Origin of the sequence: Lysinibacillus sp. FJAT-14222 (assembly GCF_001278875.1) — a bacterium.
Taxonomy (GTDB): Bacteria; Bacillota; Bacilli; order Bacillales_A; family Planococcaceae; genus Lysinibacillus; species Lysinibacillus agricola.
Map to the genome: position 1 here is coordinate 486 of NZ_LIYL01000026.1, position 20,502 is coordinate 20,987.

The 20,502-nt window shown below is 34.8% G+C and carries 23 protein-coding genes and 1 pseudogene; 17 read left to right on the plus strand and 7 right to left on the minus strand.

Features of this window, described 5'->3' with window-relative positions:
• The first annotated feature begins 370 nt into the window (after window positions 1-370).
• Entirely contained in the window at window positions 371-892 is a 522-nt protein-coding gene (locus tag AN161_RS13510) for a GNAT family N-acetyltransferase (RefSeq protein WP_053594889.1), read from the plus strand.
• Between the two features lie 903 nt (window positions 893-1,795).
• The gene (locus AN161_RS13515; RefSeq protein WP_053594890.1) at window positions 1,796-2,554 is read left to right on the plus strand and encodes a class I SAM-dependent methyltransferase; all 759 of its coding nucleotides are present in this window, start codon (window positions 1,796-1,798) and stop codon (window positions 2,552-2,554) included.
• A gap of 116 nt (window positions 2,555-2,670) precedes the next feature.
• On the opposite strand, the gene AN161_RS13520 is transcribed toward AN161_RS13515, so the two are convergent.
• Window positions 2,671-3,438 (minus strand): DUF1266 domain-containing protein, encoded by a 768-nt coding sequence (locus tag AN161_RS13520; protein ID WP_053594891.1) that lies wholly within the window; start codon window positions 3,436-3,438, stop codon window positions 2,671-2,673.
• A 509-nt stretch (window positions 3,439-3,947) separates the two neighbouring features.
• Between AN161_RS13520 and AN161_RS13525 the strand changes: the two genes are divergently transcribed.
• The 5 genes from AN161_RS13525 (at window position 3,948) to AN161_RS13545 (ending at window position 7,659) form a co-directional block, all read left to right on the plus strand.
• Window positions 3,948-4,793, plus strand: a complete 846-nt coding sequence (locus AN161_RS13525; RefSeq protein WP_053594892.1) for an MBL fold metallo-hydrolase — start codon at window positions 3,948-3,950, stop codon at window positions 4,791-4,793.
• Between the two features lie 254 nt (window positions 4,794-5,047).
• Entirely contained in the window at window positions 5,048-5,596 is a 549-nt protein-coding gene (locus AN161_RS13530) for a PadR family transcriptional regulator (protein ID WP_053594893.1), read from the plus strand.
• Window positions 5,597-5,659: 63 nt separating this feature from the next.
• The gene (locus AN161_RS13535; protein WP_053594894.1) at window positions 5,660-6,355 is read left to right on the plus strand and encodes an ABC transporter ATP-binding protein; all 696 of its coding nucleotides are present in this window, start codon (window positions 5,660-5,662) and stop codon (window positions 6,353-6,355) included.
• An 11-nt stretch (window positions 6,356-6,366) separates the two neighbouring features.
• Window positions 6,367-7,077 carry an ABC transporter permease gene (locus AN161_RS13540; protein WP_053594895.1) on the plus strand — a complete coding sequence of 237 codons (711 nt, stop codon included), beginning with the start codon at window positions 6,367-6,369 and terminating at the stop codon, window positions 7,075-7,077.
• A 162-nt stretch (window positions 7,078-7,239) separates the two neighbouring features.
• On the plus strand, window positions 7,240-7,659 hold the full coding sequence (locus AN161_RS13545) for a VOC family protein (protein WP_053594896.1): 420 nt from the start codon (window positions 7,240-7,242) through the stop codon (window positions 7,657-7,659).
• Between the two features lie 448 nt (window positions 7,660-8,107).
• Here the strand turns inward: AN161_RS13545 and AN161_RS13550 are convergent, their stop codons facing one another.
• The 3 genes and pseudogenes from AN161_RS13550 to AN161_RS13560 all read right to left on the minus strand — a co-directional run bounded on the left by AN161_RS13550 (window position 8,108) and on the right by AN161_RS13560 (window position 10,229).
• Window positions 8,108-8,461, minus strand: a complete 354-nt coding sequence (locus tag AN161_RS13550; protein ID WP_053594897.1) for an AraC family ligand binding domain-containing protein — start codon at window positions 8,459-8,461, stop codon at window positions 8,108-8,110.
• A pseudogene (locus AN161_RS13555) lies at window positions 8,458-9,395 on the minus strand (class I SAM-dependent methyltransferase). The gene AN161_RS13550 and the pseudogene AN161_RS13555 overlap by 4 nt, the downstream one beginning before the upstream one ends.
• 147 nt (window positions 9,396-9,542) lie before the next feature.
• A complete protein-coding gene (locus AN161_RS13560; protein WP_053594898.1) occupies window positions 9,543-10,229 on the minus strand; it encodes a DUF421 domain-containing protein in 687 nt (228 codons plus the stop codon).
• A gap of 331 nt (window positions 10,230-10,560) precedes the next feature.
• On the opposite strand from AN161_RS13560, the gene AN161_RS13565 reads away from it, so the two are divergent.
• Both AN161_RS13565 and AN161_RS13570 read left to right on the plus strand, forming a co-directional pair.
• A complete protein-coding gene (locus AN161_RS13565; RefSeq protein WP_053594899.1) occupies window positions 10,561-11,367 on the plus strand; it encodes an aminoglycoside adenylyltransferase domain-containing protein in 807 nt (268 codons plus the stop codon).
• Window positions 11,368-11,555: 188 nt separating this feature from the next.
• Window positions 11,556-12,113, plus strand: coding sequence for a cysteine hydrolase family protein (locus AN161_RS13570; protein ID WP_053594900.1), 558 nt, complete (start codon window positions 11,556-11,558; stop codon window positions 12,111-12,113).
• 202 nt (window positions 12,114-12,315) lie between these two features.
• On the opposite strand, the gene AN161_RS13575 is transcribed toward AN161_RS13570, so the two are convergent.
• Window positions 12,316-12,915 carry a TetR family transcriptional regulator gene (locus AN161_RS13575; protein WP_053594901.1) on the minus strand — a complete coding sequence of 200 codons (600 nt, stop codon included), beginning with the start codon at window positions 12,913-12,915 and terminating at the stop codon, window positions 12,316-12,318.
• Between the two features lie 5 nt (window positions 12,916-12,920).
• Window positions 12,921-14,444 (minus strand): DHA2 family efflux MFS transporter permease subunit, encoded by a 1,524-nt coding sequence (locus AN161_RS13580; RefSeq protein ID WP_053594902.1) that lies wholly within the window; start codon window positions 14,442-14,444, stop codon window positions 12,921-12,923.
• Window positions 14,445-14,661: 217 nt separating this feature from the next.
• Between AN161_RS13580 and AN161_RS13585 the strand changes: the two genes are divergently transcribed.
• The 8 genes from AN161_RS13585 (at window position 14,662) to AN161_RS29685 (ending at window position 19,924) form a co-directional block, all read left to right on the plus strand.
• The gene (locus AN161_RS13585; protein WP_053594903.1) at window positions 14,662-15,135 is read left to right on the plus strand and encodes a hypothetical protein; all 474 of its coding nucleotides are present in this window, start codon (window positions 14,662-14,664) and stop codon (window positions 15,133-15,135) included.
• An 11-nt stretch (window positions 15,136-15,146) separates the two neighbouring features.
• A complete protein-coding gene (locus AN161_RS13590) occupies window positions 15,147-15,965 on the plus strand; it encodes an alpha/beta hydrolase (RefSeq protein WP_053594904.1) in 819 nt (272 codons plus the stop codon).
• 25 nt (window positions 15,966-15,990) lie between these two features.
• A complete protein-coding gene (locus AN161_RS13595) occupies window positions 15,991-16,563 on the plus strand; it encodes a DUF1697 domain-containing protein (protein ID WP_053594905.1) in 573 nt (190 codons plus the stop codon).
• A 149-nt stretch (window positions 16,564-16,712) separates the two neighbouring features.
• On the plus strand, window positions 16,713-16,862 hold the full coding sequence (locus tag AN161_RS29680; RefSeq protein ID WP_158003026.1) for a hypothetical protein: 150 nt from the start codon (window positions 16,713-16,715) through the stop codon (window positions 16,860-16,862).
• Window positions 16,863-17,521: 659 nt separating this feature from the next.
• Window positions 17,522-17,827: a hypothetical protein gene (locus tag AN161_RS13600; RefSeq protein WP_053594906.1), complete on the plus strand. Its 306-nt coding sequence runs from the start codon at window positions 17,522-17,524 to the stop codon at window positions 17,825-17,827.
• Between the two features lie 30 nt (window positions 17,828-17,857).
• Window positions 17,858-18,550: an ABC transporter permease gene (locus AN161_RS13605; protein ID WP_053594907.1), complete on the plus strand. Its 693-nt coding sequence runs from the start codon at window positions 17,858-17,860 to the stop codon at window positions 18,548-18,550.
• A 155-nt stretch (window positions 18,551-18,705) separates the two neighbouring features.
• The gene (locus AN161_RS13610; RefSeq protein ID WP_053594908.1) at window positions 18,706-19,449 is read left to right on the plus strand and encodes an amidohydrolase family protein; all 744 of its coding nucleotides are present in this window, start codon (window positions 18,706-18,708) and stop codon (window positions 19,447-19,449) included.
• A gap of 316 nt (window positions 19,450-19,765) precedes the next feature.
• Window positions 19,766-19,924: a hypothetical protein gene (locus AN161_RS29685; RefSeq protein ID WP_158003027.1), complete on the plus strand. Its 159-nt coding sequence runs from the start codon at window positions 19,766-19,768 to the stop codon at window positions 19,922-19,924.
• Window positions 19,925-20,062: 138 nt separating this feature from the next.
• Here AN161_RS29685 and AN161_RS13615 read toward each other — a convergent pair whose 3' ends face one another.
• Window positions 20,063-20,467: a (2Fe-2S)-binding protein gene (locus tag AN161_RS13615; RefSeq protein ID WP_053594909.1), complete on the minus strand. Its 405-nt coding sequence runs from the start codon at window positions 20,465-20,467 to the stop codon at window positions 20,063-20,065.
• Window positions 20,468-20,502: the final 35 nt, after the last annotated feature.

The window sequence follows — 20,502 nt, forward strand, 5'->3', positions numbered from 1 at the left end:
ATCTGTGGAGTGTAACGCTTCTCATAAGTATATAAGATCCCCACTGCTTTAGCTGTGGGAGTAGTCAGAATAGCTATCAAATAAGCTATTCGCATGTTACGGTATTGCTGTAGATTTAAAATAAAGATTGATCATTTGTAATAAAGTCCGATAATTTGTAAAAAGGTTTGATACAATTGCATTGAAAAGATGGATTATGACAATTCAATAAACGGGCCATTTTGCGGAACAAGGATTAGAAATCACAGGGGAAAAAGAGTTAGCATTGGTGAATATTTTGTGTACCCTATTTTGAGAATTATGGAAATGATATTTGGAATGTTTGAGGCCATGTGTGGAAGTGGCTTGTCTTAGGAGAGGAGATAAAAAAATGATTGAATTACGAAAGATAACCGGTGATAACATAGATGAAGTAATAGCACTTGAAGTTGGAGAAAACCAGAAAGACTTTATAGAAACTACTAACCTCAGAAGCTTTGCAGATGCTCATATGTTGAACGCAGACGGGATACCAGCGACTCCCCTTGCCATTTATGCCGATGAAGTTGCGGTTGGATTTTTGATGTATATTTATGATACGTTGGATCATGAATCATTTGAAAATGAAGTTTTTTACGGGAAGAAGAGCTATTTTATTTGGCATATTATGATTGATAAGAGTCACCAGGGGAAAGGATATGGCAAACTTGCTTTTGAAAAAATGTTGATGGATATTGAAAATATGCCATATGGGGAAGCTGAATATGTAACCCTCTTTTATCATACAAGTAATGTCAAAGCTAAAACATTATACGTTTCATTTGGTTTTGTAGATACAGGCATCATTCAGGATAATTCGATGTTGGCGATTAAAAAACTAGATGGGAAAATAACAGAATCCATAGTAGAATAGGATCTCTTGGGAAGAAATGTAAGCTATCGATGTCTCGACCCATAATAAACACAAATATCCAGAAGAAAAAACCGATTTTGTTAACTCTGTCTTAACAAAAATATAATATTTATACCGCAATCGGGCGCGATTTACTAGGTAGAAAATGATCAAACTTTATTATAAAAATCGCATAGCATTTCACAAAGAATTAACTCGTTTTGATCAATCATTTTTCAAAACGAGTTCTTATCATTTAACTTAAAATATGGATTTTGGGGATATTTTAGATCAAACTTTATTCCAAACCAACAATTGCAAGTTGATTGATTTATGCCCATTAGTCAATAGAATTCCTCTTTCGGCGTGTTGATATGATGCATTAATGTTCATTATCTCATAAATGGTTTCAGCAAGAATTAGGTGTTTATGCACCTTTGACGAAATGGTCAATTTGTACAAATACATTATAAGGTGAAATTAGGTAATAAGAGTTATGATGTAGTCTTTTTCCTAGTATATATATGTGCGATAGAAGCCCGAAAAAAACATAAAGAATAAGTCATTCCATTCCAAAAAAGCTGATTCCAGATTGGAGCCTAGAAGGTTAACTTTTTATGTTTATTAACTAGAAGGATTAGTTTTACGAATGGCTTCGATTTTTTCACAGTTAATGATCACTGGCATAGCCCCAGGAAAGCGCCCAGTCGGAACGGAAATCAACCCCTCATTATGGAGATTAACCATAAAATAATCATATTGTGTTACGTTGATTAAAAATGTATAATATTACTATCTTTTACTGAAAATGAGTGATATATCATGATAGTCAGCTCTATTTTTCCATCAAACAAATTTAAGGTGTGGAAGAACTAAGTGAAAAATTGATCATAGATTCTTTTGCACGAAATCGGAGGAATTGACATGTATAGTGATTACGGTCCTTTATGTACAGAACTTTATGATTTGACAAAACCAGTAGGATATTCTATTGGTGGGGATATTGAATATTATCTTGAACGATTAAAAGGAGCTAAGGGAAGAGTACTTGAAGCAGGAGTTGGCTCTGGACGCTTCTTAATCCCTTTACTTGAAAATGGATATGATGTTGAGGGGATCGACTACTCACCTGAAATGTTAGATTCATGCCGAAAACATTGTAAAGAAAGAGGATTCAAGCCAAATCTATATGAAGGTAACTTGAGCAATTTTTCAGTAGACTCAAAATATGAAGCGATTGTTATGCCGACAGGTTCGTTCTGTTTAATCGAGAATTCTAAAGATGCGATGGATGCATTAACATGTATGTATAATCATTTGATCCCTGGAGGCCGTCTAATTGTAGACATGCTTTTACCTACAGACTGGCAAACAGGGGAAATTACTTCATCCTACTATGAAATTTCGCAAGAGGAAGGAATTGCAATAGAAAGAAAAGCCGTTGAAATGAACTGGATCGAACAATATACGCTAACCGTTTTAAAATATGAAAAATGGCGAAATGGTAAATTAATTGATACAGAGTTACAAAGATTTCCGTTAAGATGGTACGGAATAGAAGAATTCCAGCACATATTAACAAGCATAGGTTTTTCTGAGATTACTTGCTCCGCTGATTATGTTTATAACAAGAAGCCTTCAAAGGAGCATTCATTAATTACATTTGAAGCTGTTCGTAAATAAATAAACCTGCTAGATTTTAGCTAAGAAAGTCGCTAAATATCTAGCAGGTTTTTTGTTTCATAATTCATTTTTTGTGCTTCAAGTGGCACGCTTTCTCAGCCTTGTCCAATGTTAAATTATCGGCTTACTGTTGTGGATCGTTGAATGCTAAATTCATTCCAGATTGAATCCTTTTCCTCCAGTAATTCTTTTCCGTTCCAAAGGATATCGTATATGTCACCCTCGTAGGCAATGGCTCGGCCAAATGCAAATGACATAAAATAGTCCTTCCAGGATTGGAAGAAATGGCTTCCGGCATCAGCTGCTCGCGCTATGTATCCCCATGCCTGTTCCTCGGTAATATAACCAACTAAGTAGCTCCATCTTGCAACATTTACAGCTCGGTCAAAATCCCAGGCAGCAATAGTGTCCACCTGGTCAAAATCGGATTTCGTAAAGGAAAGCTTCTTCATCATCGCTTCTTGGGCAGATTCATAGCATTCCTGCGATTTTCCCACTTCCTCCTCTGTAAAAGACTGGCCAGCTTTCAATGCCAAAAGAAGCTCATCATATCTCGTACGATGCCCTTCCGTAAGTAGCCATTCCAGGGTTTCAACAGCCTCCTCTGGATTATTAACGTCCCAGTATGAAGAAAGGACCTCCTTCAAAGTTTCATGATCTACATCTATCGGCAGTATCCGTGGCGAATCAGTGCGGTAAAGAGCGAGATTGGCACCGTAGGCAAGCAAATGCTGTTTCTCTTTCGGTAAAGGGTTAGCCATCTCCATTTCTAATCGCATTTTTTTACTATTTTTCTCAATTCGCTTGCTCGCTGTAATTAAACCCACAATAAGTAAAATCACAATTGCCACAATAATTCCTACAATAATTAGAAAAATCTTCAAACTGTCACATTCCTCTCCATGTTTTTATTTGGCGCACTCTAAATCAGAATCACTTTCAGCAAAAAAAGTATAGTAAAATTATACATTTGTCGACAACATTTTACAATATGACTATTTTATTGCTTATCACTGATAGTTAGGATGACATTTGCTGATTGGCGTAGAGGCTTTTGCATAAGTGATTGAAAGGAAGGGGACATGAAGCGAGAGTTGGCTCTGGACGTTTCTTAATTCCTTACTTGAAAAGGGATATAATGTTGATTCATGCCGACAGGTTTGTTCTGTTTAATGGAAAATTCAAAAGATGCTATGGGGATATATGTATAATCATGTAACTGGCGAACAAGAGGTAATTATTATATCACTATCGAGTAAGAAGGAATTGCATGAGAAAGTAAATCATTGAATCGCTAGTTCTGAGCTTTAATCCATTTTTTTCTTGCTATATTTTTACTGTATAAAGGAAAAATATGATTATCTAATTTCAATGAAGGAAGAAGGGGTTTTCCATGCATAAAGATATGAATTATGGTAGCGATTTTAAATATATTCCAGCAACATCAATTTGGAGTGGAGATGGTGTAGAAGTATTGCCTGATATATACCAGCATACAATTCAAATTGTTAATATCGTACTCTACGGTGAACCTCATAAGAAAGAGTTCGTATTAGTTGATGCAGGCATGCCAAAAAGTGCAAAGGAAATTATTTCAATAGCAGAGAAGAGGTTTGGATCAAATAGTCGACCGAATGCATTAATTTTGACGCACGGGCACTTTGATCATGTTGGGGCGATAATTGATTTAATTGAACATTGGGGTATGCCAGTTTATGCTCATTCTTTAGAATTACCTTATTTAACGGATATAAAAAATTATCCTAAACCTGATTCTGCTGTAAATGGTGGCTTACTAGCAAAAGTGTCATCAATTTTCCCGAATGAAGCTATTAACTTAGGAAACAACGTTGAGTCGCTCCCGTCCAATGGGAGTATTCCATATATGGATGGTTTTCGTTGGATTCATACTCCTGGCCATACGCCAGGGCATATATCTTTATTTCGCGAAGAGGATCGAGCGTTAATTGTTGGAGATGCCTTTGTTACGGTTAAACAAGAGTCGCTTTACAAAGTGTTGCTACAAAAAAAAGAAATTAGTGGACCGCCACGATATTTCACGACGGATTGGCAGGCTGCTTGGGATTCCGTAAAAAAATTAGAGGCACTAAAACCTTCAGTTGCTATTACAGGACATGGATTACCAATGAAAGGGGAGGAGCTTACTAGAAATTTGCATAAATTAGCGACTGACTTTGAGCAGATTGCTTTACCTAATCACAGTAAATTCATGAATTAAATACATTGATGTTTGGCGATTTTCCTTCATAAATGTGAAAAGCTGTAGCAAACAAATTTGCTACAGCCTGAATTGGTTCACGCCCTTTGATGGCGCAATATCATTTATTCTATCATAAAAAACGTTATTGTGATGTATTTTGTTTTTTACAAAATTTCGATATTGTCTGTAAATAATTAATAAACCTATTGACAAAAAAAAAAAATATCGTTATATTCAAATTACTCAACGTTGAATATAAAAAGGTGATTATTATGACAAGGTTATTAGTTCTTGCTATGCTGGGGTTAAAACCAATGACTGGGTATGATATTAAAGTGATGCTTGAATTAAATGACGCTGAACAATGGGGTGGTGTGCTAATCGGCTCTATATACAATGCTTTAAAGAAGCTTGAAAAGGATGGCTATATAGAGGTGGCTAGTATTGAATCCACAGGTCATAGACAAAAGGCGATTTATCAAATTACTGAAAAGGGAAGAGCGCATGAGCAAGAATTGATTATCGAGGCTCTTGAAAAATCTTCTGTAGTTTATCCGACAACTTTGTATTCTGGTGTATCGTTTGCATTTAAACTGCCAAATGCTAAGGCTGTGGAAGCATTAGAAAAGCAGAAAAAATTTTTAGAACATGAAGAAAAAGTTATAAACGCTGGTTATGAGGCTAAACTGTCTGCAATGCAAGGAGAAATGCCAGCATTAACTCAACTAGCATTTGATAATATGCTAGAAATTGTTAAAGTGCAATCAAAATTTGTACATCAAGCTATTGAAATTATGAAAAAAAATAACTCTCTCGAATGAGGGAGTTAAAAAATAGCTATATGTTCAACGTTGAATATACAATGTTAATCAAGGGGAGAAAATATGAGAAAGCTAATTAGTGCTAGTCAATTAACGAAAAGTTATAAGACTAAGTGTGTCGTTGATCATATAAATGTTGACATTAAAGAAGGTGAAGTAGTTGCCTTAATTGGCTCGAATGGCGCTGGGAAAACAACAACTATCGGTATGCTCCTTGGCATTATTCCTCAAGACAGTGGAACAATTGAATACTGGACAACTGATTACAAAAAAGAAATGGGTACGCAGCTACAATCAACACCTTTTTTCGAAGGTTATTCTGTAGAGGATAATGTGAAATTATTTGGGGCATTCTATGGACTTCCGCTGACAAATAAAAAAGTTGAAGAAAAACTTGCCGCCTTTGATTTATTACAGGTAAAAAAAACGCCTGCTCTCAAATTGTCAATAGGACAGCAAAAACGCTTAGCAATTATCGTGACAACTTTGCATAATCCTAAACTAGTAATTTTGGATGAACCATCTGCAGGATTAGATCCAAGGGGGCAAAAGGAAATTCAACAGATCATTAAACGTTTAAAAGATAGTGGAGTGGCCGTGCTATTTTCTTCCCACGATATGTTGGAGGTAATGAATGTGGCTGACAGAATTTTGATCATGCATCACGGGAAAATAATTGCAAATGGTTCACCTGATAGTTTAATGGCACAATATCAAATTCAAAATTTAGAAGAATTATTTTTTGAATTAACGAAGTGAGGAGTGAGAAAATGAGGACTGTTTTCTTATTAAATTTAAAATCCAGTATAAAGGATATGTATTTACTATTTTGGTCAATATTAATGCCATTTGCAGCTATTGTTTCGTTAAGGCTATTTTTGCCGAGCTATTCAGGAAATTATGTAGAAGGAATCATTGCCGTAAGTGTATTTTTTTATGCATTTATGACCACTGCTTTTATTGCGTTATCACAAAGAAAACGAGGCGTTTATAATTTACTTCACGCTACACCAATGCCATTATGGAAATATATCGTCAGTATTTCTAGTTCATGGGCTGTAGTAGCGATTATCCTATCTTATATAGTTCTTTTATTTTCTATCGTTATCAATCAACTAAATTTTTCTTTTAATGTCCTCTTATATATGACACCAATTATTCTAATAGCTTCGTTAAGTTTTGTATTTTTAAGCTTTTTTATTTCAAGTCTTGTGAAAAATGAAGGTCATTTAAGTATGACGGCAAATGTACTGATGATACCAATGTTACTTTGTAGTAATGCATTTTTTACAATGGAAAAGGCACCAAACCTGATTCAATATATTAGTCTAGTTAATCCATTTGAATGGTTTTTGAATGGAATTAAAGCCGCGTTTCTAAATAATCTTAGTATATGGGGAGAATCATTACTCCTTTTATTGGGATGCCTAGCTTTGACACTTATCATTTCGTTAAAAATATTCAAGTATAGTGACCAATAATTGCGAAAAAAATGAAATGACCAGAACACCAATTTGAGTCTTGTCATTTAGACAGTGGGGAGCGTCAAAGTGTAGTTATTATATCTTTGCTTGAAATTATGGAACTGGCTGGAAGGGATATAAAAGCTGAAAATGGAATAAATCATTGGGGAGGGTGATTGGATGAGTGAAACGTTAATTAGAATAGGAACTACGTATATTCCAGTCAGCAATGTAGAGCAATCATGTGAGTGGTATGTAAGTAAATTGGGTGCAAAATGTAATTATCAAGATAGTGATAAGGCTATTCTTAATTTTGCCAATCAAAGTTTTTTTCTTGTTAGATCAATGAACAATCAAAGCTCAAATTTCATTGATTGCTATGGTAAAGAACATTTTTCGATTACCTTTGAGGTTGATGGATTAAGTGCATTAGAGACTATTCATAAAATTTTTAGAGATAAAGGAATTAATGTTGGAGAAGTTGAAAATAGGGGGCATGCGGGTAGAAATTTTGTTTTTTACGATTTAGACGGAAATAAATTTGATGTGTGGAGTGAGCTGAGTCCTACATTTAAAGAGAAATATAAGGGTGAAGAGTAAACCAATTTTGAAATAGAAGTAATATTTATTCCGATTTCACTAAATTTCCCAGAAAATTATTTTGAAGTCGGTGAATTATATAGAAGGAGAGACGAAATTTTATCTGATATGATCGAATGGAAATACTCTAGAAATTGTCAATTAACTATATAGAAACACTATTTCTTGAACAGAAAATTTAGAGAGGGCCACTTAATCTTATAAGTGACCCTTAGTAACAAAGCTTCGGAGGTGTAAGACTAAACCAATCTTACATTACTAAGATATGATACGATGTTATTCTTGCATAGTTAATTGCCTGAGAAATAGTTTAACTTCTTTCAGCGGGTCGCTGAAAGAAGTTAAAGCCTCCGGCGGATGTCACGGAATCGGAAAGGAGTTCTTTGTGCAAGCACAAAACCGATTCCGGACGCAATTATGCCGAGGCATAATTGATAATATTAGTAGGTTATTTTAAAGGCATAAAAGCTGCGGGATTTAATTGTTCAGATTCTATCACGATACCAGTTAATCCTTTATCCGTTTTAGTTTCATGCCATTCATCCTTTTCCCAAAAAACTGCGTCTCCAGGTTGGACTTGATAATATTGCTCCTGTTCATTTCTTACATATCCTTTGCCTTCTAAAATTAAGAGTAGCTGGGGAACCACCGCTTGATGATAGCCAATAACACCGTTTTCTTCTAAATACATGCACCCGATACTAGCTGATGCTTCCGTGTTAATAATGCGAGACATAATAAAGTTTGACTCAAACTGTGTTATATTTTTACCATTCTCTTTAGACAATTGATAAAGTTTCATGTAATTCCTCCAAACTTAAATAATTTTTTTACAGCATGAACGTAATGAATCGTTTCAAAAGCTGTTAGATAATCTTTTCGATTGTTAAAATAAAGTTCATTAATTTTATCTGGTGACAGATGTTCATAAATAAGCAGGCCTGAGTTTTCTAACATTTTTTCCATTTCTTTATAAGTAAAACACGATTTCATCGGTTCACCACTTGCTGCAGCCATTTTCACCATGTTATCTACTCGGTTTGAAATTCCTTGTTCTTTAAATAGTTTTTCATCTGCATAGTCCAACACTATCGAACTTCCTGTTGGTGCATTGGCAAACAAATGATCAATTAAACTTGAAGTTTCAACTTTCGTTAAATAATAGGAAACACCTAGTAAACTAAAGTAAGTTTTTTTAATGTCAAGCCGCTATCCATTAGATTTTGATATGAAAACTTTTTTGTGAAAGCCATCGAAACGAAATGTACATTACTTGGAAGCTTTAAATTAACTTCAGCTAATCTTCTCTTTTTAAATTCCTGTGTTGCAGGGTGATCAATTTCAAAGATTTCCAAAATGTTTTCAAGTTCCGGGTGTCTTAAGCTAAATGTATCTAACCCTGCTCCGAGTACGACGTATTGCTGTAAACCTAGCAAAACTTCATTCAGTAAAACTTTTTCATAATATGCTGCACGTGCCAAGGTGGTAGGGGAGAGTTGAGTTTGCACAATCCATTTTAATAGCTCTTCAGTTTGTCCATTTAGTTTTACTGCGATTTCTTTGTTAAAAAACTGGATACCTTGAACCATATTTGTTTGAATGTCATGGAACTCATTTTGTGTGATTATCGCTTTTGCTAGATAGTCATCAAAAATTTTAGGGGTATCGAATTGACTATGATATGCTCTACTAAAAGCTGAGATTAATGAAGTTAAACTAGATTCACCTTTGTTCATGCAAATACACTCCTTCAAAAAAAATAGGATTCCCCTGGCCAGGAGAATCCTAATGTACAAATAAATTCTGTAAAAGTAATTTATTTCATAAATAACTTTTTTTGTCAAGTTATAAGTACCAAAAAGCAACTAGATATTGAAATCTCCTTAATCAAATTTTTGGATAAATATTTTACCGTTCGGTTGAATTTCTGCATAGAAAACTTCTTCGATTGATTGTATATTTGCCTTTTTTAATTCGTTATCTAACCATTCTTTACTTTTTCCAACTTCTAATAAATTTCGTTTCATTAGCTTCCCATCAGTGATGATTTCAATAGGGATAAAAGCCGGAGATGAAGGATAGATGTTTAAATCAATCTTTTGGGTGCTTTGAAATTCAGGCTTTTTCAGAATACTAAGCATGCCATTCGGTTCTAAAATAGCATAGTCAATTTCTGTAATTGAAAAAACTTGATATTGTCTAATCATCATTGTTAGATCATCAATATTAATTTTAGTGTTTGCTAAAGCTTTTCTATCTATTTTTCCTTTTTTAATAACGATTGTCGGTTGTCCATCAAGTAATGTTCTTGCTTTTCCGGATTTTAGTGCGATGTAACTAATTAAAGTAGTAAGCACACACCAAACAATTAAGCTTACTAAAAATTTTGTGTATACAATTGTTTTTAAAACTACCATATTGGCTGCCATTGAGCCAATTGTAATACCAGTTACGTAGTTAAAGAAGGTTAAGTGACTAAGTTGTTTTTTACCTAAAAACCTCGTAAGTGTCAGAAGAACAAAAAAACTAATAATCGTTTGAACAACTACTTGTAAATAACTTGTGTACAAATTCTCCCACTCCTTATCTAACCCCTAGAATACCCAATGAATTTTTAAAAGATACTACAATAACAGCGCAGAATCCGAATTGATTAGTTTAACTAAGTTTTATAAAAATAAACTGAATCAGACAGAACATTATTAGAAGAAACGTATACCATGTAATAAGTTGATCTTCGTTCCGCCTGAACGCCCCCCAGGAAAGTGCCCAGGCGAAACGGAAATCAACCCTACATTATGATGAAGATCTAAATTGCAATGAAATCATTATTATCAATAATGGAAAAAATAGTCGGTTCTTTGGTAATATAAGTATTATTTGGTTAAAAGGAGAGTTTTTATGGATTCTAGAGTTCCTATTCAAGTTCGAAAAATTCTAAATGAATATATAACCCTATTTCAAAATAAAATACCGAATACGCTTGAAGGGTTCTATTTACATGGCTCAATTGCTCTTAACGCTTACATAAACGGATCTAGTGATATCGATTTTATTGCAGTTGTCAATAGACCATTAACTGATGAAGATGTGGGAGTAATATCCGCTCTTCACAAAGAATTAAATCGAAAATACAAGGATACAGGGATGGATGGATGTTATTTACTTGTTGAGGATATTGGAAAGAAACAGTGTGAGGTAAATGGTTGCTTAAACGTCAACGAAGGCAAAGCAAATTGGGGTAATGATAATATTAACCCAATTACTTGGTGGATTTTAAAAAACAAAGGGATTACCATTTTAGGGGCAGATGTAGCTACATATAACTTCAGTGTAGATGAAAGAGTGCTTGATGATTATGTTTTAGAAAATATGAACAGTTATTGGTCAAGTAGATTGAAAAAAATTAAAAAATATAAAGCATTTTTGATACCAAATAAATTAGTTGATTTAGAAGTAGAGTGGTCAATAACAGGGATTTTACGGCAATTTTACACACTGCAAGAACACGATATTGTTTCAAAAGTAGATGCTTGTAAATATGCATTACATCATTTACCCGAAGAATTTCACAATATTATTACCGAAGCCATCAGTATTCGAGAAGGTTCCAATATACGCTATTGTAATTCAAAAAAACAACGCATTGATGCCACTATTCAATGTATGGATTATATACTTAAAGATTGTAATAGTATTAAAAATTAGTGAATTGTTTCATTTCATCTGCTACCGTTTATGGGAAAATATGATAGAATTAATTAGTCTTAAATGACAATTTCATTTAGGGGGTAGATATTATGATTAAAAACTATGTTAGCGTGATAAACAAAAAGGGGAAACCGTCTAACTAAAATATTATATAGCGTTTCTTCAAATTGAAGGGGGAAAATTATTTGAATCAAGCATTACTTATTATTGATGCTCAGCAAGACTTAATGGATGGCAGCGAGAAAGAAAGTGCTGTTTTTAATAAGGAAAAGCTTATTAAAAATATTAATTTAGTCATTGGCAAAGCAAGGAAATCCAATATTCCAGTGGTGTTTGTAAGGGATCTCGATGTTGCTGAAGGTAAAGGGGAAGGGTTCTATATTCATAATGGCATTAATGTACCTAATGAAGCTAAGATTTTCGATAAAAAAGCATCGAATTGTTTCCATGGGACTGAACTGCTAAATCATTTACAATCTCAAGAGATTAAACATGTTGTTGTGATGGGATGTTCAACGCAACACTGTATCGATAGTGCAGTAAGAACAGCAACTATTAATGGTTTGGATGTCACGTTAGTTGGTGATGGTCATTCAACAGCGGACAGTGATGTTTTAAGTGCAGAACAAATTATCAAGCATCATAATCATACACTTCATGGTCATTATAATGTCGAACATTTTTCTATTGTTAGAAATTCTGAAGAAGACTTGTACCAACCTACACATGATACGTATAGATAAAAAAATGTTAAAGGGCTTAATATGATGAGTGTCTTTTACTTTTGGTGGCATTCTTTATAAGGTGGCTACTGAATAAACTGAACCATATCAAATGGCGAAATAGTATTTTTTTGGTTCACTACATTAAAAACAGGTGATGAAAATATTCTCATTTTCATCACCTGTTTTATCAACTTGAACCAGAACTGGATTTACGAACAGGTCACAATGAAAAGCCACCCTCTAATTTGGACAAGGCTTCATCTAGCAATCGAGCAAAATCAATTTCAGGATTTTCCGCATAGTAAAACATCATTGAAATGTTCACACCAGTTACGGCCCCAACAAAAGTACGTACTTCTAAATCATCAGACTTTCTACCGATACGTTCCGCTACCATTTCTGCAATCATCTGCATCGTTTGTGTCAGGTTATTCAAGGCTGCCCCTCGCAGCTCTGGGACAGTTACGATGAGCATGTTTCGTTCACGAACAGTAGCTAGCTCATCGACAGATATATTGCTCATTGCTGAGATTACTGCATTGCGAAAAGCCTGTAGAGTAGTTATATTTGCTGGCTGCTCTTCAAATGAGGCAATTAGTAAAGGGTCATAGTTGTCAGTGAGCAGTACATCCTCTTTTGCTGGGAAATAGCGGAAAAAAGTGCTGGGAGAGATCTCTGCAGCCTCGGCAATTTGCTCTACTGTCGTTGAATGATAGCCAATTTCGCGAAAAAGTCTAAGCGCATGCATTTGAATCGCTGCCATAGTTTTTGCTTTTTTTCGTTCTCGTAATCCAATAACCCGTTCGTTATTTGCTTTCATTTTCTTCACTTCCCACTGGTATTTTGCTTAAACTCCAATTTTTTGTTTTCACTTACTCTAAGTTTTAAAAAAGCCAATGTTAATACGATTCCAAGAGTGGCAACGCCCCCGCACACATACAGTATGACGTCCATTCCGTAAATGAAAGCGGAATGAACAGATTTAAGCAGTTGTGTGGAGTTCAATTGACTTGCAGCTTGAGTACCTGCCGTTATGCTTCTTTGCACAGACTTTGCAACACTACTTGGAAATTCATTCAAATCCAGTTTATCACGATATTTACTGCTAAGTATAGTACCTAAGATCGCTACACCCATCGTCCCTCCAATATTACGCATTGCCATAATTAGCGCTGAACCTACACCACTCCGTTCTGCTGTAAGTGCCGACATGGCCACGTCCATCGATGCTGGAAGCACAAATCCGATACCAAGCCCAACAATAGTTATCCATAAAGAAGTATATCCATAGCCATTGCCGATATTTGTATTAGCTCCGAACATAAAAGCAAGAGCTAGTAGCAAGAAACCAAGCGCAATGGTTATTTTTCCGCCGATTCGTCGCTGGAGTTTATCAGATATTTGTGATCCAACTAGAAGGCCGCCTACAAGAGGTAATAAACGCAGACCCGCACCTAATGCATCTGCTCCTTTAACTGCCTGAAAATATTGCGGCATCACGAACAATAAGCCGAACATGAGAAAAGAAACTATTGTAGCCATAATTGAACCCCAGGTGAAGCTTGAAGATCGAAATAAGAAAGGATCAACAAGCGGATGTTTAGTGCGTTGTTCCCAAAATACAAAAACTACAAGAAGCAGTACCCCAATAACGATTGTAGCAACTGCTGTAATGTCATCCCAACCTTTCTCTCCAACTTCGATTACCCCGTAGGTTATACCGACTAAACCAAGGCTTGATGATAAAACACCAATGAAATCTACTCTTGGCTTTACAACACTTTGTGATTCAGGGAGTAATACAAAGACAGCGAATAAAGCTATAAGAATAAGCGGAACATTGATAAAAAACACTGAACCCCACGAATAGTTGTTAAGGAGCCATCCACCTACGATTGGGCCCAGTGGAATGCCAATTGCATTAGACATCACCCAAATGCCAATCGCCTTAGGCCGTTCATCTTCTGTAAATAATACTGGAATAATAGACATGGATAGCGGAACAAGAAATGCTGCACCAAGACCAAGAAATACACGACCAACAATTAATTCCACTGCTGTACTGGCATAGGCACATGCTAAAGAAGCAACGCCAAACAAAATCAATCCGAAAATAAGTACTTTTTTGCGTCCAAATCGGTCGCCAAGCAGTCCGGCAGGAAGGAGAGCTGCAGCGAAGACAAGCGTATAGGCATCCGCAAACCATTGAAGATCTCTATTGGTAGCATGTAAATCGATTGCAAGAGTAGGGAGTGCTAAATTGAGAATTGTTAGATCTAAACCGACCGCAAGCAGACCGATTGCAAGAGCAATCTGGACCAACCATCTGTGATTTCCTTGAGTGTTCAAAAATATTTACCACCTTTCAAAGTTTTGTAGAGTAACACAAGGTAATTAATGACAGTATATGCTGATTGAGAGTTAATGTCAAATGACAGTTACTATCACTTTATTGAACATTCAGTTATATGTTGATTGGATTATTTGTAATGTCTACATATAATTTGCAAATTATATTCAATGTGTTTAATATGTATTAAACGCACTAAACTAAAAGAGGTGTACTATGAAAAACATACTATTAAACGACGAGCAAAAGGTATTAATAGAGGATTTTGGAACTTATATTGAGTCAACAGGTGGTGCAAGGTCACTAGGTAAGATATGGGGATATTTGTTGATATCAGGTGCTCCCAAATCACTTGACGACATGGTGAATGACCTGCAAATAAGCAAAGGTATGGCATCATTGTCCGTTCGACAAGGTGTTCAGATTTCTTTATTTCGTAAAGTAGGGATTCCTGGTAGCAAGCGAGATTTTTATAAGTTGCATTCAGACGCATGGACATCAACTTTGCATACGAGCATTGCCCAAGGTGCGATGATAGCACAATATTTGCGTAGAGCAAAAAATTTAGTTCTTGAGGAGCAAGCTGTATTAACAATCGATGAAAGTATCGAGTTTTTTGAATTTGTGATCCAACAGACAGAGCAAATTTTAGTTCAGTGGGAAAAGAGAAAGGGTAGTAATACAAAGTAGGGGGAGACTTTATGCCAAAAGTTAATGCGAACAGTATCACAATCCATTACAAAATTAAAGGTCAAGGAACGCCCATATTATTTTTACACGGCAGCGGAGCATCATGGAAAATGTGGGAGCCTCAATTTAAAGCATTTTCCTCACACTATCAAATGCTTATGCCTGATTATAGAGGACATGGTGATACGACAAAGGAATTCCCGAATAATAAATATGATCATCATATTATTGTGGAGGATATAAAATGTTTTTTAGACGTACTTGAAATTAGCAAAATTCATGTCGTCGGTGTGTCTCAGGGCGGTCAATTGGCTACTTTGCTTGCAATAAAATATCCCACATACGTAGATAAACTCGTAGTCTCTAATAGTTATAGTGAGATGCCCACAATCGCGGCGAGCTGGGTACTGTCGATCTCAAATTTTATATTTAGTCTACTTCCATACAGTATAATTATTAATATTATGATGAAATTTTATAAGGAGGATCCTTATACTCAACGGATATTAAGAGAGTCTTTTTCGATTGATAAGAAGATGCTGCTTGCAATGAAAAGAGCACCATTTCCAACTCATACTGATCAATTGCATCAGATAAAGTCACCTACGCTTGTAATGGGTGGCGAAGGAAAAGTTATTACGGGAGTTGATGAAGGGAAAGGATCTCGAACTATTTTTAACCATATTCAAAATGCAAAACTAGCATTATTCAAAGATGCATTCGATCCATTAAGTACGATGCGCCGAGATATTTTTAATGAAATGATTATCGATTTCCTAGAGGATAAGCCTTTGAAGCAATATAAGGATGTAACTATTATTAGTAAATAAATTGTAAATGGAAAGGTGAGATAGTATGACTATATATATTGCATTACTTAGAGGAATTAATGTAGGCGGGCACAATAAAATCATCATGGCAGAATTAAGAAGTTCCCTTGAACAACTAGGATTACAAAATGTTAAGACATATATACAAAGTGGAAACATCCTTTTTGAATCAGGCGAAACTGAGGAGATTTTGCAAAAGAAAATTCAGGATAAAATTAAAGCGGATTATGGGATATCCAGTTTTGTTGTCATTAGGACATCAGAAGAATTACAGCAAATTGTAAGTCAATCTCCCTTTTCAGATCAGAAGATTTCAGAAGCGGATAATTCATGTAAAGGAGAATGTCTGCATGTTGCTTTGTTGCCGGCAGCTCCTTCTAAGGTCAATCGTGACAAGTTTTTAGCTTATACAAATGAAAGAGAACTCAGTATCATAAATGGAAGAGATGTGCATCTTTTATTCTATGACAGCATTCGAAACTCCAAACTTGGTAATAATCTGAAAAAGCTTGAGATTCCAGCAACTGTACGTAATTGGAAAACTCTCATGAAGCTTTCAAGTATGGTCGAAGAATTGAAATATAAAAAAAGTAAATAATAATAAAGTTCCATTAATCAAAAGAATTATTCAGGACTTGCAAATAAAGGATTTACATACAATGGCTACATGAACAATTTTTCGCAACTTTTAGAGCATCTTATATTTAATTCGATTTTGTTTATTAAAAGGCTGGAGGTTCAAGGTAAATGAGTTTAAACGCATTATTACTTGGTGTTGTAGCTGGTGTCTTAACTTTTATAGTTGCAGGAGAAATAACACCATTAATTATAACAAATACTTTTTTAGGATTTATTACTGGTAAATTAACTGATAAAAATAATCAGGATCGCAAATAATAAAATATTCGATTTTCAAAAATACAGTCGTAAAGATACGGCTATTTCAATACGTATGTCGTAGTAAAACAAATATACATTCATGATTTGTTCAGAATTTGTTGAGAATGATGTGGTAACCTAATAATGTCATGGTTAGCAAATGAACACGCATAAACAAAAAGTCAAGGTCACAAATTTTTTTGTGAGCTTGGCTTTTTTGTTTTGGTGAATAGAGCTTTATAAAAAGTACATCAGGTACTCATTTAAGCCTGGTATTTAAATAATTCCTCCAAATATAACGAGCATGGTGTTCGGCTCCCGCCCGCGGAAATCAGCGTCCAATATGATTAGTTATTCTAAAACCACTAAAGTTCCTCTAAGGATTATTCGAGACAGCCATATTACAATTAATAAATTTGTAAGGAATGAGTAAGAAAAAAGAGATGATCGATTTATACAATTAAAGTACAAAATGAGAGAGGGGAATTTTGGGGTGACTGCACAGGATATTAAAAAAGAGACTTACATTTTTGAATATCATCTCGTATAAAAAATAATATGGACGAACAAGAAATTCGAATTTATGACATGACAGTTACTCTGCAAAAGATTTTGGCGATAAAAAGCACAGCTCTTTAGTGTAGTATTTCTTAAATTTGATGAATGGAGAGAGATTCATGCTTAAACTGATAGAACTGGGATGGAAAAAACATAATTTAACTAAATATTTAATAGGAATAACCATTTGTATTGTAGCAAATTACTTTGCTTCCGGAACTCTTCCATATGTTTTTAAAATTGAGAATGGGCTGTTGTTTACTGAGTATTTAGGACTAATGCCATTAATGAATATTCTTATTAAAACAACATTTATAATTATTTTAGCTATTATTTTATTACGTTTAGTAATTAATGAATACAAGAATCATAATAGGTTACCAATACTCAACATAATGAGTATTGGTTATATGATCATGCAATAGAATGACAAATCGAAGAGGAGAGATGACGCTATGTTACAGCTACTAAAGCTGGAAATGAAGAAGTTTAACTTAGGTTGGTATGTAAAAGGTGCGATTATCGCCAACATCATTATAACAGCAATAGTGTGTATCGTTATTTTTATTGCACAGAGAGAAGGGGATATACCCATTTCAACGTATCAAGATGTTTATGTACTGATTGGCGCAAGCGTGAGGGCAACATTTATTGTGTTTGCCTCGGTATTGATTGCGAAACTAATCATTGAAGAATATAAAAACAAAACAATTTTGATTTTGTTCTCTTATCCTGTTAGTCGAAAGAAAATAATTGCTAGTAAACTAATCCTGATAGCTTTTTTGACGTTAATCACAATGATGTTGTCTAATATGGTTGTTGCTGGTCTGTTTTCAATAATTAATATTTATTTTCCTATTGTTCCATTTGCATTAACTGCAAATCAGTTCATAGGAGAGGTCATAAACATGGTTCCTTTTGCTATTGTCTCCTCAGGAATAAGCTTAATTCCATTGTATTTTGGGATGCGTAACCATTCTGTTCCGGCCACTATTGGTTCCTCTCTCCTCGTGGTGGCAATTGCTTGTTCTTATAACCCAGCAATCTCATTGGTGACCTTTATTCCACTTCAATTAGGGCTTGCAGCAGTTGGAGTGGTCATTGCGTACCTAGGTATTCATAATATTGAAAACGAGGATGCGATGTAACTTGGAGTAAGGTGAAACGATCAGGAAGGCTAGCGAAAACCTAATTAAGACCCGGATTTCTTATGTCAATAAGATAAACTTATGAAATCTAATAAAAAAACATGAATTTTCATTATGTTTTATGTTTGATAACGTAAAAGAAAGGAGGCGGAAAGATGAGAATTTTTGATGCACACTTTCACATTATTGATTTTGATTTTCCTATTACTGAAAACCAAGGATATGTACCACCTAGCTATGTTGTAGAAGATTACCAAAAAGAAACAGCGACTTTTAATATTGTAGGTGGTGCAATTGTCTCGGGTTCTTTCCAAGGTTTTGACCAAGATTATTTAGTCAATGCTTTAGAGAAAATGGGCTCTGCATTTTGTGGTGTTACGCAACTACCATTTTCGGTGACAGATGATGAGATTATTGATTTACATAAAAAAGGTATGCGCGCACTACGATTCAATGTGAAGCGTGGCGGCTCCGAAGATTTATCTAAACTCGATTACTTTGCGAGACGTGTTTATGATTTAGTTGGCTGGCATAGTGAACTATATATAGACGCAAAAGATTTGCCTGAAATTGCCTCAACGATTGAAAAATTACCGGCCATTTCAATTGATCATTTAGGGTTATCTGAGGAAGGCTTACCTCATTTGTTGCAACTCGTAGATCAAGGTGTACGAGTAAAAGCGACAGGTTTTGGTCGTGTGGAGCTCAATGTAGAACATGCTTTGAAATCCATTTATGCTGTCAATCCCGACGCGCTAATGTTCGGCACAGACTTGCCGTCAACACGGGCAAAAAGACCTTTTGCTTATGCAGATATTGAACTGATTCAAGGATTGTTTGATTCAATTTCTGCGGAAAAAATTCTTTATCAAAACGCGATGAATTTTTATTTTAAGTGAGTTTTTTGGTAGAAGAACTGTTTATTAGAAATAGCCAATTGCCCTTCACATCAAATGTGGAGGGTTTTTATTATGCGCTGCGAGAGCAATCGAAGCTACATGATTCAGGATTTGTTCAGAAATTGTTAAGAATAATGTGGTAACCTATCATTGTCAAGGTAAACAAACGAACACGCATAAAAAATGATCAGATAAACAATTAATTTTGAGTCTGATCATTTTTTATTTCGTAAATGTTGTGACTTACCTAATTTTGAAATAAGGATAGCTATTTTTGATTTAAGAAGCTGCTAAAACCAAAACGAAAGAACTAGGTGTGTCTCTCCCAAACCATATTGAAAAAGGCGAAAAATTCGCAAATTTAGATGATGAAACTAATAAAGAGGCAACAAAATTAATTGAGAAAGCAAAAATACAAATGGAGGAACTAGGAGTTGATTTCCCTACAGAAAAGTTTAATCAATTAGTTGATTAAAATGATTCGAGGAGGGGATAAACTTTAAACAATACAGCGGTAACCACCAATTTTATTAGACAAAATATCGAAGTGTACCACGGTCAATAAAACGGTCCTAAAAACCCTTAAGCTTTTAGGACCCCTTATTACTCCTTTTTAGGTTAAACCTTTAATATATTTCGTAACATTCCCTAAACAACAACTACCTTGAGGATTGTTTACCTCACAGCCACAACGATTTTCTTTTATATTTTCACGAATATGTTGTAAGGGGCTAGGAGTGAGTTCATTTTCAACATAGTGTTTAATTTTCTCTTTAGTCCAACCAAAACAATAACAAACCGGTGTACTAAATGAGTCATTCTTTTGATGTACATCTACCTTTATATCAGATAGAAGGTACTCCTTATTACACGAATCAAAATAAATGACATGACAATCTTTAGTAGCACAAAAATAGTGATTTTCCATAGCATTTATAGATCCTAATACAGATGGTTTCATCATGGATTTAATTGTTATTAACTCAAACTTCGCACCAATATAAATCGGCTTAATCATTGAGCTTGTTTGGTTCTTTACAATTTCAATAGGAT

What these genes read in the sequence shown, in the direction of transcription:
- AN161_RS13615 (WP_053594909.1), bottom strand. Translation starts at nt 20,467, where the DNA reads ATGATTAAGCCGATTTATATTGGTGCGAAGTTTGAGTTAATAACAATT.
- AN161_RS13545 (WP_053594896.1), top strand. Translation starts at nt 7,240, where the DNA reads ATGAGTGAAACGTTAATTAGAATAGGAACTACGTATATTCCAGTCAGC.
- AN161_RS13530 (WP_053594893.1), top strand. Translation starts at nt 5,048, where the DNA reads ATGACAAGGTTATTAGTTCTTGCTATGCTGGGGTTAAAACCAATGACT.
- AN161_RS13510 (WP_053594889.1), top strand. Translation starts at nt 371, where the DNA reads ATGATTGAATTACGAAAGATAACCGGTGATAACATAGATGAAGTAATA.
- AN161_RS13595 (WP_053594905.1), top strand. Translation starts at nt 15,991, where the DNA reads ATGACTATATATATTGCATTACTTAGAGGAATTAATGTAGGCGGGCAC.
- AN161_RS13590 (WP_053594904.1), top strand. Translation starts at nt 15,147, where the DNA reads ATGCCAAAAGTTAATGCGAACAGTATCACAATCCATTACAAAATTAAA.
- AN161_RS13565 (WP_053594899.1), top strand. Translation starts at nt 10,561, where the DNA reads ATGGATTCTAGAGTTCCTATTCAAGTTCGAAAAATTCTAAATGAATAT.
- AN161_RS13525 (WP_053594892.1), top strand. Translation starts at nt 3,948, where the DNA reads ATGCATAAAGATATGAATTATGGTAGCGATTTTAAATATATTCCAGCA.
- AN161_RS13605 (WP_053594907.1), top strand. Translation starts at nt 17,858, where the DNA reads ATGTTACAGCTACTAAAGCTGGAAATGAAGAAGTTTAACTTAGGTTGG.
- AN161_RS13550 (WP_053594897.1), bottom strand. Translation starts at nt 8,461, where the DNA reads ATGAAACTTTATCAATTGTCTAAAGAGAATGGTAAAAATATAACACAG.
- AN161_RS13540 (WP_053594895.1), top strand. Translation starts at nt 6,367, where the DNA reads ATGAGGACTGTTTTCTTATTAAATTTAAAATCCAGTATAAAGGATATG.
- AN161_RS29680 (WP_158003026.1), top strand. Translation starts at nt 16,713, where the DNA reads ATGAGTTTAAACGCATTATTACTTGGTGTTGTAGCTGGTGTCTTAACT.
- AN161_RS13515 (WP_053594890.1), top strand. Translation starts at nt 1,796, where the DNA reads ATGTATAGTGATTACGGTCCTTTATGTACAGAACTTTATGATTTGACA.
- AN161_RS13600 (WP_053594906.1), top strand. Translation starts at nt 17,522, where the DNA reads ATGCTTAAACTGATAGAACTGGGATGGAAAAAACATAATTTAACTAAA.
- AN161_RS13610 (WP_053594908.1), top strand. Translation starts at nt 18,706, where the DNA reads ATGAGAATTTTTGATGCACACTTTCACATTATTGATTTTGATTTTCCT.
- AN161_RS13535 (WP_053594894.1), top strand. Translation starts at nt 5,660, where the DNA reads ATGAGAAAGCTAATTAGTGCTAGTCAATTAACGAAAAGTTATAAGACT.
- AN161_RS13575 (WP_053594901.1), bottom strand. Translation starts at nt 12,915, where the DNA reads ATGAAAGCAAATAACGAACGGGTTATTGGATTACGAGAACGAAAAAAA.
- AN161_RS13585 (WP_053594903.1), top strand. Translation starts at nt 14,662, where the DNA reads ATGAAAAACATACTATTAAACGACGAGCAAAAGGTATTAATAGAGGAT.